This is a genomic window from Nocardioides cavernae (assembly GCF_013410035.1).
Classification (GTDB): Bacteria; Actinomycetota; Actinomycetes; order Propionibacteriales; family Nocardioidaceae; genus Nocardioides; species Nocardioides cavernae_A.
The window spans coordinates 147531-160530 of sequence record NZ_JACCBW010000002.1 but is presented as its reverse complement, the minus strand read 5'-3'; the positions used below and the strand labels follow the sequence as shown (position 1 = coordinate 160530).

Here is a 13000-nt window from a genome sequence, read left to right as displayed (position 1 = left end):
CTGGGGGTGTCGGGGAGGTCGGGTGTCAGTGGTCGAAGTGGCACGGGCCGGCGGCGGCGTTGATGCAGGTCTGCACCTTGATCGCGCCGCTCTCGCCGGGGACCGCGGTGGTGATGGCGCCGTCGCGCAGGTCGCGGACGCTGCCCTCGCGCAGGGGGATGACGCAGCCCATGCAGATGCCCATCCGGCAGCCGCTCGGCATGAGCTTGCCGGCGTCCTCGGCGGCGTCGAGGATCGGCGTCGCACCGTCGAGGTCGAGGGTCGTGCCGTCGGCGAAGGCCACCGTGCCGCCCTCGCCGGGCTCGACGCGGGCGGTGCGGAACTGCTCGGTGGTGAGGCTGATGCCGGCCTCGTCGTGATGCGCGGCGAGGGCGTCGAGCAGGCCCGCGGGACCGCACGCGAGGGTGGCGCGCTCGGCCAGGTCCGGGACGAGGTCGGAGAGCCGGTCGACGTCGAGGACGCCGTGCTCGTCGTCGTAGCGCGCCACGAGGCGGATGGCGCCGGCGGCGTCGAGCGCCTCGAGGTCGTGGATGAAGATCGAGTCGGGGCGGCTCGGGGCGACGTGGACGACGACGATGTCGTGGACCGCGCTGCGCTCGGGGCGGAGCACGCCCTCGTCGGTGCTGGGGAAGAGGTTGCGCAGCATGCCGATGACCGGCGTGATCCCGGAGCCGGCGGTGACCATGAGGTGCTTGCCGCCCGCGGGCGGGAGCACGAACTCGCCGGCGGCCTGCTCGAGGTGGACGAGCGTGCCGGGCCGGGCCCGGTGGACGAGGTGGTTGCTGACCAGGCCGTCGGGCACGGCCTTGACCGTGATCGAGATGCGGCCGTCGCGGCGCGGGCCGTGGGTGAGGGAGTACGCCCGCCACTGGCGTACGCCGTCGACGTCGATGCCGATGCGGAGGTACTGGCCGGGGACGTGGCCGGCCCAGTCGGCGCCCGGACGGATCACGATCGTCGCCGCGTCGGCGGTCTCCGGGTGGATCGACTCGACCCGGCCGCGGAGGTCGGCACCCGAGCGGAGCGGGGCGAAGAGGTCCATGAAGTCGGACGGGAGGTAGGGCGTGGTGGCGGCCTCGGCCACGCGGACCAGCTGGTCGCGCATGCGCGTGCCACGCACCGGCGGCTCGAGAGTCGTGCTCATGGAACCAACCATCCCGGTTCCGCGGCCGATGTTCCTGCTCACGGCACGTGAATCGGGCGTATGCTTTTGTTCGCAGCGAACAATCCCTCGATCTGGAGTCCGCATGGCCACCCACTCTGTGCGTCCCGCCACACAATTGCAGACGGCCGTCGCCCTCGACCCCGACGTGGCCGAGGCCCTGCGCTCACGGCTGGTCGAGGTGGCCGACCGGGTGGTGCTGACCATCATCGAGGAGGTGCCGAGCTATGCCGGTGCGTTCAGCGGACCGATGGGCGAGGTCATCCGCAACGCCGTGCAGCTCGCGCTCGGCGGCTTCCTGACCCTCGCCACCCGTCGGGACGGCGCGGCACCGCCGAGGGCGCCGGCCGTGGACGGCGCCTACCAGCTCGGGCGCGGCGAGGCGCGCAGCGGGCGGACCGTCGAGGCGCTGCTCGCGGCCTACCGCGTCGGCGCCCGCACGTCGTGGCAGGACATGGCGGCGGCCGCGGTCGAGGCGGGCATCGACGCCGACCAGCTCGCACGCTTCGCCGGCCTGGTCTTCGCCTACATCGACGAGCTGTCCGCCTCGTCGGTCGCCGGACACACCGACGAGCTCGAGAGCAGCGGGCGCGTGCGGCAGCGCAACCTCGAGCGCCTCGCGCGCGCCCTGCTCACCGCCGCCCCCGCCGACGCGGTGAACGCCGCGGCCGAGCGCGCCGACTGGGAGCCGCCCGGCGCCCTCACCGCGGTGGTGCTGCCCGAGTCCCAGGTCTCCCACGCGCTGACCGCGCTGGACCAGCGCACCCTCCAGCCCACCGACGACGTCGCCGGCCTGCCCGAGGGCCACGCCCTGCTGCTCGTGCCGAGCACGGGGTCGCGGACGTCGCGCCGCACGCTGCTGCGGTCGCTGCGCGGCACGGACGCGGTGGTCGGCCCGGGCGTCGACTGGCTCGCCGCGCTGACGTCGTACCGCCGTGCCCTGCGCTGCGCCGCCCTCGACCTCGAGGGCCTCGTCGACTCCGACGACCACCTCGCCTCGCTCGTCCTCACCGCCGACCCGGCCGCCCGCGAGGACCTCCGTGCCCGCGTGCTGGCTCCCCTGGCCGACCTGCGCCCGTCGACGGCCGAGAAGCTCACCGACACGCTGCGCAGCTGGCTGCTCAACCACGGCCGGCGCGACGCCGTCGCCGAGGAGCTCTTCGTCCACGCGCAGACCGTCCGCTACCGGGTCCAGCAGCTGCGGGAGGTCTACGGCGACCAGCTGGAGGACCCGGCGTTCGTGCTGGACGCGACCCTCGCGCTGGCCTGAGCGCCCGCCGGACGGCTGACGAAGGCGAACTGCGCCCGCTTCGCCGGCAGGTCCGGCATCGGCGCGGGGACCTCGGTGACCGGCCCGAGCTCGGCGCTCATCCGCTCCATCAGCGCGACCGACTTCGCGTTGTCGACGTCGGGCTCCAGCACGATGCGCTGCACGGCGGGGTCGGCGAGGACGTGGGCCATCAGGAACTGCAGCAGCTGGGGCGTACGCCCGGCGCGCCGACCATTTCCCGTCATGAGCGGACATGTGGCCGCTCATGAGGCGACATACCGTGCGACGAGCGGCCACATCGGCTCGTGAGTTCGCGGCGGCGTCCATTTCCCGACTGGAGCGTCCATATGGCCGCTCAGGTGTCGATATGGCCGCTCATGTGCCGATCAGGCGCGGGCGTACGCCACCACCCCCGCCACCCAGGTCACGGCGACCTGGTCGGCGAAGGCCCGGAGCCGCTCGGCGTGGGCGCGGTCGGACGCGCCGGCGAGCGGGTCGGCGTCGAGGAGGACGAGGTCGCCGGGGTGGCCGACCGCGACGGTCCCCCGGCCGTCGGTCGAGGCGGCGAGCGCCTCGCGGGCGGTGATGGCCTGCTCGGGGTGCCACGGCTCGTCGTCGCCCGCGGCCCGGTGGACGGCGGCGGCGATCGCGAGCCACGGGTCCAGCGGCGAGACGGGAGCGTCCGAGCCGAGGACGACGTCGACGCCGTCGTCGAGCATCCACCGCAGCGGGAAGCAGCGTTCGGCGCGACCGGGCCACAGCCGCTCGGTCACCTCGCGGTCGTCGAGCAGGTGGGCGGGCTGCACGCTCGCGCGTACGCCCAGCCGCGCCATGCGGCGTACGTCGTCGCGCGTCGTCAGCTGCACGTGCTCGATGCCGCCGCGGGCGCCGGTGTCCTCGAAGGCCGACAGCGCCTCGGCGACGGCGCGGTCCCCGATGGCGTGGACGGCCACCTCGAGGCCGCCCGCCGCCGCACGCGCCAGCAGGGCACGCAGCTCGGCGGGGCTCTGGTTCGGCTGCCCCTCCTCGGCGCCGGGCACCGCCTTCTCGGCGTACGGCTCGCAGCACCAGGCGGTGCGGGTGTTGAGCGAGCCGTCGCTGATGATCTTCAGCGGCCCCATCGTGAGGCGGGGGTCGTCGGCGAGCGGGTCGCCGGAGCGGAGGCCGCGGGCCAGGACGTCGTCGAGGCCGTCGGCGTAGCAGGCGTGCCGGATCCGCAGCAGGTCCGCGCCGCCGGCCCACCGGGCCGCCCAGTCGGCGACCCCGCCGCTGAACTCCAGGTCGACCAGCCCCACCACGCCCTGCGCGGCGGCTGCCTCCATCGAGCGACGGTAGGCGTCGGGCCCGGTCCCGTCCGTCCCGAGGACCGTGGCGAGCCGGCCGTACGCCATGAACCACTCGGCCTCGCTGACGACGCTGTCGCGCGACGACAGGGCGAGCATGTGGAGTGCGGTGGTGTTCAGCCAGCCGTGGTGGCCGTCGCCGGCGATCAGGACGATCGGCTGGTCGGTGCCGATCGCGTCGAGGTCGGAGACCGCCGGGTTGTCCGGCCAGGCGGTGGGGCGGTGGCCCCACCCGATCACGGACAGGTCAGGCCACTCCTCCAGCCGCTCGCGGACCAGCGCGACCGCCTCCGCGCTGGACCGCGCCGGGGCGAGGTCGAGCCGGGCCGAGGCGAGCGTCCACTGCCCGAGGTGGACGTGCTGGTCCCACAGGCCGGGCATCAGCCAGCGCCCCGCGGCGTCGTGGACCTCGTCCACCCCGTCCGGCCCGGCCGCCCCGTCCACCTCGTCCGGCCCGGCCGCCAGCGACGGTCCCACCTCGGTCACGACGCCGTCGTGGACGCGTACGTCGACGGGGTCCGCCACGTGCTCGGTGACCGCGACGAGGCGGGCGTTCCGGATCAGCATGGGGCCACGCTAGGAGGTCCGCGTCCCGGCCGCTCGCCGGCCCCGCCACACGCAGTCGCGGCCGTGGACCAGACCACCGCACCGGCTGACATGATGGGCCCGTGGAGTGGAGGGGCCCCGTGGTGCTGGTCGCGCTCCTGGCGATCGGCGCCGGGGGCGGCTATGCCGCGTCCGCGCAGAGCCGCGACACCACGATCGGGTCGGGCGTGCCCGCGCCCCTGCCGGCCGAGCGCCCGGAGATGCCCGTCGAGGCGCCGCGGCCGTTCGCCCCGGACCCGGACGACCCGCCGCTGCAGCCGGACCTCGAGATGACCACCACCACGCGCGGGTCCGGGAAGTTCGAGATCACTTTCCCCGTGCCGGCCGGCTGGAGCACCAACGCCAACGCCACCAACGAGTGGAAGTGGAAGGAGCCCGGCACGTCCAACAACAGCTACGTCATGCGGATCGAGCAGATCCAGAGCCAGGACATCACCATCGAGGACGCCATCGACATCCGCATCGAGCGGCTGCGCGCCGAGCAGGACGACGTGGTGATCGAGGACCGCGGGGCCGACTCGCTGGAGTACACCTACCGCAGCAACGAGGGCAACGCGCGGCACAGCTTCATGCGCTGGCTCGACCTCGACGCGAGCGGGCAGGCCGACGTGGAGATCGTCGTGCACGGCCGCGAGATGGACGTCCCTGGCACCAAGGACCTGATCCGCCGGGTCGCCGACGGCATGCAGGGCGCGGGCGGCAGGCCGCTGACCACACCCACCCCGTCGGGGCTGGGTTGACGGCCGTGAGCTGGCGGGGGGCGGCACTCCTGGCGCTGCTCGCCCTCGTCGGCGTCGCGGCGGGGTTCGGCGCGTCGTGGCTGGCCGCGGCGAACCCGTCGGGAGCGGGTGCGGCGGCACCCGTCGCGGCCACGTCCCCGAGCCTCCCGGTCGACCCCGTCCCCGAGATCCTGCCCGACCCGACGACACCCGCCCTGGCCGAGGGGCTGCCGCTCGTGGACCAGTCGGTGGGCAGTGGCGCCTTCCGGATGACGCTGCCGGTGCCGAAGGGCTGGGACTTCTTCGAGAACTCGCTCAACGAGTGGCAGTGGCGCCCGCCGGACCAGCCCGACTTCGGCTACGTCCTGCGCGTCGAGCAGGTGCTGAGCAACCGCCGGTCGATCGACTGGACCCTCGACCGGCGCATCGACGAGCTCCGCGAGGACGAGAGCAACGTCGAGGTCCTGGGCCAGACGGCCGACAGCCTGCACTTCTCGTACGTCACCGCCAACCACCTGCGGCACGGCTACCTGCGGTGGAAGGACCTCACCGGCTCCGACAACGCGCAGGTCGAGATCGCGGTCACCGGGCGCGAGGTGGACGACGCCGGGATGGCCGAGCTGATCGCGCGCGTGGGCGCGGGGATCCGGCTGGGCTGACGGGTCGGTCAGGCCCGGCTCAGACCCCGAACGCCTCGACGGAGTCGAGGACCCGGTTGGCCGTGCCGGTGCTGTCGCTGCGGATCTGGATCCACAGCAGCTGGCTCTGGTTGACCTGGACCACCCGCTCGAAGACGTAGTCCGCGCCGGGGCAGCCGAAGAACTGGACGGTCATGGACCGGTCCCCGTCGTCCTCGTCGAGGACCGGGTCGCGGTTGCCCTCGCACTCGGGGTGCTGGGGCACGCGGGTCGGCAGCTTGTCGCCGCGGAGCAGGCCCAGGAAGACGCCCGGCGCGGGCGACGCGGCGGTGTTCCAGCCGGGCGCGCTGCCGGCGGCGATGCCCGGCTGCTCGCGCTGGCCCTCGACCGGTGTCCACGGCTCGGGGTCGACCTGCGCGGTCCAGTCCTTCGGCACCGTGACCATCAAGAACCCGAGGTCGTCCTCGATGGTGCGCTCCGAGGTCGAGGCCCGCTCGGCCGCCCAGCCGGCACCGGTGCCGGCGGCGAGCGCGAGGACGGCCGCGGCGATCCACGGCCACCGGCGCCGGCGACGGTCGGGCGTCGTGGTCGCCGGTAGGTCGCTGGCCAGCCCGGTCAGCTCGGGTCGCGCCGCGGCCTGGGTGAGGTCGGGGTCGGCGGGGATCCACGCCTGCGGCGCGTCGTCGGCCTGGCCGCCCATGGCCTCCACGAGCGCCGTGACGAACGACTCCACGTCGGGGAACCGGTCCTCGCGGTCCTTGGCCAGGCCGCGCCGGACGACCTCCTCGGCCTCGGGGTTGTCGATCCCCATCGGTGGCGGCGGCGACGGGTTCGCGGCGGCCGACAGGGACGCGTGGTCGTACGCCTGGCGTCCCGCGAGCAGGTAGTAGGTGAGCGCGGCGAGGGAGTACTGGTCGGCGCGCGCGTCGAGCCCCTCGCCGAGCGCCTGCTCGGGGGCGACGTAGGTCGGCGTGCCGCCCACCATGGTGAGCCGCGACGACATGTCCATCGCCTTACCGAGCCCGAGGTCGCCCAGCATCGCGATCACCTGGGCGCCGCGGGAGGTCTCGACCGTGCGGAAGAGCACGTTCGCCGGCTTCACGTCACGGTGCAGGACGCCCCGGTCGTGCAGCGCGCTGAGGCCCTTGCCGACCTGGGACAGGACGGTGAGGGCCTGCGACGGCTCCAGCGGGCTGAGCTCGAGGCGGTCCGCGAGCGTGCCCTGGTCGGCGTACGCCATGACGAGGTAGGGCCGGTCGTCGGCGAGCTCCCCGGCGTCGTACACGGTCACGACGTGCGGCGACTCGACCTTGCGCAGGAAGCGCCCCTCCTCGAGGAAGCGCTGCCGGATGTGCAGGTCGGTGGTCCAGTTGTCCGCGAGGACCTTGATCGCGACCGCGGAGTCGAGGTGCTCGTCGTAGGCGAGCCAGACCGTCGCGAAGGCCCCGGACCCGATGCGGCGACGCACCGGGTACCGACCGAGGCGAGAGGGAGCGGACACCCGGGCATTATCGTGCAGGCGTGGACTATCCGGGGGACCGGGACGCCTTGGCGCCCGACGATATCGACGACCTGGCACGTCGTGCGCGTGACGGGGACCGTGACGCGCTCGAGATGCTGCTCGCCGCGGTGCGCACCCGCGTGCTCAACATCTGCCGCGGGGTCCTGCCCTACTCCGGCGACGCGGAGGACGCGTGCCAGGAGGCGATGCTCAACGTCGCGACCAAGATCGGCACCTGGGGCGGGCGCGGGCGGTTCACCACGTGGCTGCACATCGTCGCGGTCAACAGCGCGCGCACGACGTACCGTCGCCTCAAGAACCTCGCGACGCCGACCGACTTCGAGGACGGCGCGCACGACCGGCCCGACCCGCGCACGACGAGCGTCATCGCCGGCACCCGTCTCGACCTGCTCGAGGCGATGGACACGATCGAGCGCGAGCACCCGCAGTACGTCGAGCCGCTGCTGCTGCGCGACGTCTACGGGCTGCCGTACGACGAGATCGCCGAGCTGGTCGACGCGCCGCTCGGCACCGTGAAGGCGCAGATCCACCACGGCCGCAAGCTCGCGCGACCGCTGCTGCGGGGCGAGCGGTGACCCGGCGGCCGGCGCGCGCGGGCGTCGCGCTGGCCCTGGTCCTCACCGCGGCCGCCGGGTGCTCGAGCGAGGCCGGCGGCCCCACCCGCCTGGAGACGCCGACGGCGAGCGCGGCGCCCGGCGACGACGAGTCCGTCGCCCCCGCCTCGGCGCCCGTGGTCGGCGACCGGGTCGAGCCCGACCTCGACCTCGCCCGCTCGACGCCGGTCGAGGACAGCGTCTACCCCGCGGTCGGCGACCCGCGCGTCGACGCCCTCCACTACGACCTCGACCTCACGTGGGAGCCGGGGCCGGAGCGGCTCACCGGCACCGCGGTCATCACCTTCCGCGCCACGCGCACGGCGCCGCGGTTCCAGCTCGACCTGGGCCGTCCGCTGCGGGTGCTCCGGGCGACCCTGGACGGCGAGCCCGTCGACGTCGCCCGGCGCGGCAAGGACCTCGTGCTGCGGGCGCCGGTCGAGCAGGACCGGCAGTACGAGCTCACCGTCGACTACGTCGGCACCCCCGCCCCCACGCCCGCACCCACCACGCGCGGCGACTTCTCCCAGACCGGCTTCACGATCACGGACACCGGCGAGGTCTGGACGATGCAGGAGCCCTACGGCGCCTTCACGTGGTACCCCGTCAACGACCAGCCGTCCGACAAGGCGCTCTACGACATCACCGTCCACGCGCCACGGCAGTGGACCGGCATCGCCAACGGCGTGCTCACCGAGCTCACCTCGGACGAGGGCGGCACGACGACCTCCTGGCAGCTCATCGAGCCCGCGTCGTCCTACCTCGTCACGGTCGCCATCGGCGACTACACCCACAGCAGCAACACCTCCGCCGGCGGGCTGCGCGTCGACTACTGGACCCCTCGCGGCCTGACCCGGCCGCTGGACTCGATCCAGACCGCGGCGGCCACCGTCGACTGGATCGAGACGAAGCTGGGCGACTACCCCTTCAGCTCCCTCGGCCTCGTCGTCACCGACTCGATGAGCGCCATGGAGACCCAGACGATGGTCACCCTCGGCACCAACGACTACGTCTTCTCCCCGCAGGTGGTCGCGCACGAGATCGTCCACCAGTGGTACGGCGACCAGGTCTCCCCGTCGGACTGGCGCGACGTGTGGCTCAACGAGGGCATGACGATGCTCCTGCAGTGGATCTACGAGGACGAGCACGACATCCGCCCGCTCAAGCAGAACCTCGGGTCGGCGCGCGCCGTCGACCAGCAGCTGCGCGACCAGTACGGCCCGCCCGGGGCGTACGACCCGCAGCAGTTCGGCGGCTCCAACATCTACTACACGCCGGCGCTCATGTGGAACGAGCTGCGCACCGACCTCGGTGACGACGAGTTCTACCGGATCGCCCGGTCATGGCTGGCCGAGAACGACAACACCTCCGCCTCCCGCGAGCAGGTCTACGACCACTGGGAGGCCGAGACCGGCCGCGAGCTGAGCGCGTTCTTCGACGGGTGGATCACCGGGGACCGTACGCCCGACCCGGGTGTGCCGAAGGCCTGAGCGCGTCGCCGACCCCAGCGGTGCGTGAGACACCTTCCGCGCCCTCAGGACGTGCCTCACTCACCGCTCCTCGGAGGTCTCCCCGTCCGCGAGCTCCGCAGCCTCGGCGGCGGCCTCGTCCTGGGCCTCGACGACCTCGGCCTCGGTGACGGCCTCCGGCTCGCCCTCCGGCGCGTCGCCGGCGGCGGACGGGGCTGCGACAGGAGCCGGCTCCGGCTCGCCCGGGAATGCGATCCCGGGGACGGTGCCGGTGAGGGTGGCGAGCATCTGGCGGACGTTGGACAGCTGGGCGTTGATGCTGTCACGACGCTGCGCGGCGGCGGCGAGCTCGCGGTCGGACTCGGCGCGTACGCGGTCGGCGGAGGCCCGCGCCTCGCTCACCATCGTGGTGGAGCGCTCCTCGGCCTCGGCGAGCATCCGGGCGATGCGCTGCTCGGCCTCGACGCGGTTGCGCTCGAGGGTCGCCTCGGTGTCCTTGTTGCGCGCGGCCATCGCGTCGAGCTCGGCCTGGGTCGCAGCCTGCTGCGCCTGGAACTCGGCGGTCGCCTTCTGCCGGCGCTCGGCGAGCGTGGTCTCGAAGTCGGCGGCGGCCTGGGCGGCCTTCGCGCGCTGGTCCTCGTAGATGGCCTCGGCCTCGGCGCGGCGGGCGGAGGCGTCGCGCTCGGCGGCGTCGCGCTCGCCGTCGGCGGCCTTGCGGGCGTCGGCGAGCACGCGGACACCCTCGGCCTCGGCGTCGCGACGGGTCTCCTCGGCGTAGCGGTCGGCGTCGGCGCGCACGGCCCCCGCCTCCTGCTCGGCCTCCTTGCGGAGGGTCTCGACCTCACCGAGCACGCGGTCGCGGATCTCGGCGGCCTCGGCCTCGGCGAGCGACAGGATCTGCCCGACCCGGTCACCGAGGTGGGCGAACGTCGGCTGCTCCGGCTCCTGGGCCTCCCGGGAGACGAGCGCGTCGCGAGACGCGGCGGCCTCGCCGCGCGCCTGCTCGGCGGCCTGCTCGGCGGCCTCGAGGCGCTGGCGCAGCTCCGCGGTCTCGCGCTGGGCCTGGGCGACGGCACGCTCGACCTCGGCCGGGTCGTAGCCACGGCGCACGGTCGTGAACATCTCTTCAGGCATCGGGGGTCTCCTGGTGGGGTGACGAGGACTCGGGTGGGGTGGGGGTGGCAGTGGGGGCGGGGCCCGTGGGGTGCGCCTGCTCGGGGACCGAGAGCGCCGCGATCACCCCGGAGAGCTGGCCGAGCTCCGCGGCGATGCCGTCGCGCTGCTCCTGCAGCTGCGCGATCTCCGTCCGGGCCCGCTCGAGCGCGCGACGGGCGCTCTCGCGCAGCTGGTCGGCCTCGGCGCGTCCCTCGGCCACGAGCGCGTTGGACTCCTCGCGGGCGCGGCGCCGCTCCTCGGCGGCGTCGGCACGGCTGCGGGTGACCTCCTCGGCGACCAGCGCGCGCAGGCTCGCCGCTCCGGACTCGGCCTCGCTGCGCCGGCGCTCGAGCCGCTCGACGGCGCGTTCGGACTCGTCGGTGGCGTCGGCGACGATGCGCTCGGCCTCCGTGCGCGCCTGCTCGAGGGCCAGCCTCGCCTCGGACCGCAGCTCGCCGGCGGCGTGCTCGGCGGCCTGGGTGACCTCCTCGGCACGCTGCTTGGCCTCGGCGAGCTCGAGCGCCATCCGGGCGTTGACGGTGGCGATGACGCCCTGGACGCGCTCGCGGACGAGTCGGGCGTGCGCGCCGGCGTCGTCGTGCGCGGCCTTGCGGATCGAGGCGGCCTCCGTCGCCGCGCCGGCGAGCACCGACTCGACGGTCCGGGTGGCCCACTCGGTCTGCTCAGCCGCGTGGCGCAGCTGCTCCTCGGACTCGGCCCGGGCGCTGGCGAGCGTCTCCTCCGCCGCCCGGCGCATGCGGTCGACCTCGGCGCCGGTCGTACGCCGCAGCTCCTCGACGTGGAGCGCCGCCTCGTCGCGCATCCGGGCCGACTCGGTGGAGGCACTGGCGCGGAGCGACTCGGACTCGGCGGTCGCGGTCTCGAGGTGCTGCCGGGCGGAGGTGCGCGCCTCCTCGACGAGGCGGGCGGCGGCGTCCTGGGCGACGGCGACGGCGGACTCCGCCTCGGCCCGCGCCCCGGCGAGCAGCTCGTCCTTCTCGCTGGCGGCGGTGTCGCGGAGCGCCTGCGACTCGGCGAGCATCGCGGCGACGTCGTCGGCGGCCTGGGCACGCAGCTTCTCGCCCTCGGTGCGGGCCGCCTCGACCTGCTCGTCGCGGGCGGCGCCGGCCGAGGACATCAGGAGGGCGGCCTGCTCGTTGGCGTCGACGACGATGGTCGAGGCCTCCTCGGACGCCCCGGCGAGCACCTCCTCGGCCTGCCTGCGCGCCCGGCCGGCCTCGGCGCGGTCGCGCTCGGCCTCGGCCTTGAGCAGCCGCGTCTCCTCACGCAGCGACGCGAGGTCGGCCGTCAGGCGCTCGGCCTCCTGCCGGGCCTCGCCGACCAGCTGGTCGGCGACCTGCTGGGCCCTCGCGAGCAGGGCGGCGGTGGTGGGCTCACCTGAGGACATGCCCGCCCACTCCTCTCACACGTCGTGGAGCGCTCATTGTCGCAGCGCACCGGCGTACCCACAAAGGGGTGGGTCCACCGGTTCTGCCGACAGCGGAACCCCCTTGCCGGACCGGGTGGCGTGCGCTGGAGTGGCGACCATGAGGCTCCTCGTGCTGGGCGGTACCCGCTTCCTCTCCCGCGAGACCGCCGCGCAGGCCGTCGCCCGCGGGTGGGACGTCACCTGTGCGTGCCGCGGCCTGTCGGGGACGGTGCCCGACGGGGCCCGCCACCTGCACTGGGACCGCGCGGACGGCGTACCTCCCGAGGTCGCCGACGGCGCCTGGGACGCGGTCGTCGACGTGACCCGGCTCCCCTCACAGGCCCGCAGCGCCGTCGCGGCGCTGCCGGATGCGCACTGGGTGTTCGTGTCGACGATCAGCGTCTACGCCGACAGCTCGTCCCCGGCGACGGAGCCGCTCGCGGAGCCGATCGACGAGGACGTCGACCTCTCCGTCGACCCGGAGGCGTACGGCGGGATGAAGGTCGCCTGCGAACGGATCGTCGCTGCCGGCGCGACGTCGTCGGTCGTCGCCCGGCCGGGCCTCGTCGTGGGACCGGGCGACCCGACGGGCCGGTTCTCCTACTGGCCGCAGCGGCTGGCGCGCGGCGGCGAGGTGCTCGCTCCGGGCAGGCCGGAGGACGTGGTGCAGGTGATCGACGTACGCGACCTCGCGGCGTGGCTGCTCGACCTCGCCGACGCGCAGACCACCGGTGCGTACGACGCGGTCGGCCGGCCGGTGCCGTTCGCCGAGCTGCTCGCCGAGGTGGCGGCCGGGGTCGGGGCGGACGACCCGCACCTCACGTGGGTCGACCAGGACTTCCTCGCCGAGCAGGGCGTCGAGCCGTGGGCCGGCGAGGGCTCGCTGCCGCTCTGGCTCCCGCGGCCCGAGCACGACGGCATGCTGGCGCACGATCCCGGGCCGGCCGAGGCCGCCGGGCTGCGGCTGCGGTCGATCGCCGACACCGCGGCCGGCTGCCTCGACACGCCGGTCCACGCACTCCCGGCGGAGCGGGAGGCCGAGGTCCTCGCGGCCTGGCACGCCCGCTGAGGCGACGACCGGGGCGGGCGCCCCG

At 74.6% G+C, this 13000-nt stretch carries 12 protein-coding genes; 6 read left to right on the top strand and 6 right to left on the bottom strand.

Features of this window, described 5'->3' with window-relative positions:
* Positions 1 to 25 precede the first annotated feature (25 nt).
* A complete protein-coding gene (locus F4692_RS08295; RefSeq protein WP_179619218.1) occupies positions 26 to 1144 on the bottom strand; it encodes a ferredoxin reductase in 1119 nt (372 codons plus the stop codon).
* Positions 1145 to 1247: 103 nt separating this feature from the next.
* Between F4692_RS08295 and F4692_RS08290 the strand changes: the two genes are divergently transcribed.
* Positions 1248 to 2432 carry an RsbRD N-terminal domain-containing protein gene (locus F4692_RS08290; protein ID WP_179619217.1) on the top strand — a complete coding sequence of 395 codons (1185 nt, stop codon included), beginning with the start codon at positions 1248 to 1250 and terminating at the stop codon, positions 2430 to 2432.
* Here F4692_RS08290 and F4692_RS08285 read toward each other — a convergent pair.
* Positions 2372 to 2677, bottom strand: a complete 306-nt coding sequence (locus tag F4692_RS08285) for a GNAT family N-acetyltransferase (protein WP_179619216.1) — start codon at positions 2675 to 2677, stop codon at positions 2372 to 2374. The two genes, F4692_RS08290 and F4692_RS08285, sit on opposite strands and share 61 nt — an antisense overlap.
* 141 nt (positions 2678 to 2818) lie before the next feature.
* Positions 2819 to 4342 (bottom strand): amidohydrolase, encoded by a 1524-nt coding sequence (locus F4692_RS08280; RefSeq protein ID WP_179619215.1) that lies wholly within the window; start codon positions 4340 to 4342, stop codon positions 2819 to 2821.
* A gap of 101 nt (positions 4343 to 4443) precedes the next feature.
* On the opposite strand from F4692_RS08280, the gene F4692_RS08275 reads away from it, so the two are divergent.
* Both F4692_RS08275 and F4692_RS08270 read left to right on the top strand, forming a co-directional pair.
* Positions 4444 to 5121 (top strand): hypothetical protein, encoded by a 678-nt coding sequence (locus F4692_RS08275; protein ID WP_179619214.1) that lies wholly within the window; start codon positions 4444 to 4446, stop codon positions 5119 to 5121.
* Between the two features lie 5 nt (positions 5122 to 5126).
* A complete protein-coding gene (locus tag F4692_RS08270; protein WP_179619213.1) occupies positions 5127 to 5759 on the top strand; it encodes a hypothetical protein in 633 nt (210 codons plus the stop codon).
* Positions 5760 to 5778: 19 nt separating this feature from the next.
* Here F4692_RS08270 and F4692_RS08265 read toward each other — a convergent pair whose 3' ends face one another.
* Positions 5779 to 7239 carry a serine/threonine-protein kinase gene (locus F4692_RS08265; protein ID WP_179619212.1) on the bottom strand — a complete coding sequence of 487 codons (1461 nt, stop codon included), beginning with the start codon at positions 7237 to 7239 and terminating at the stop codon, positions 5779 to 5781.
* 20 nt (positions 7240 to 7259) lie between these two features.
* On the opposite strand from F4692_RS08265, the gene F4692_RS08260 reads away from it, so the two are divergent.
* Both F4692_RS08260 and F4692_RS08255 read left to right on the top strand, forming a co-directional pair.
* Positions 7260 to 7835, top strand: a complete 576-nt coding sequence (locus F4692_RS08260; protein ID WP_308645218.1) for an RNA polymerase sigma factor — start codon at positions 7260 to 7262, stop codon at positions 7833 to 7835.
* Positions 7832 to 9343: a M1 family metallopeptidase gene (locus tag F4692_RS08255; RefSeq protein WP_179619211.1), complete on the top strand. Its 1512-nt coding sequence runs from the start codon at positions 7832 to 7834 to the stop codon at positions 9341 to 9343. Before F4692_RS08260 ends, F4692_RS08255 begins: the two co-directional genes overlap by 4 nt.
* 60 nt (positions 9344 to 9403) lie before the next feature.
* Here the strand turns inward: F4692_RS08255 and F4692_RS08250 are convergent, their stop codons facing one another.
* A complete protein-coding gene (locus tag F4692_RS08250; RefSeq protein ID WP_179619210.1) occupies positions 9404 to 10456 on the bottom strand; it encodes a hypothetical protein in 1053 nt (350 codons plus the stop codon).
* Positions 10449 to 11885 (bottom strand): hypothetical protein, encoded by a 1437-nt coding sequence (locus F4692_RS08245; RefSeq protein ID WP_179619209.1) that lies wholly within the window; start codon positions 11883 to 11885, stop codon positions 10449 to 10451. The genes F4692_RS08250 and F4692_RS08245 overlap by 8 nt, the downstream gene beginning before the upstream one ends.
* A 139-nt stretch (positions 11886 to 12024) precedes the next feature.
* Here F4692_RS08245 and F4692_RS08240 point away from each other — a divergent pair, with 139 nt between their 5' ends.
* Positions 12025 to 12975 (top strand): NAD-dependent epimerase/dehydratase family protein, encoded by a 951-nt coding sequence (locus tag F4692_RS08240; protein ID WP_179619208.1) that lies wholly within the window; start codon positions 12025 to 12027, stop codon positions 12973 to 12975.
* Positions 12976 to 13000 lie beyond the last annotated feature (25 nt).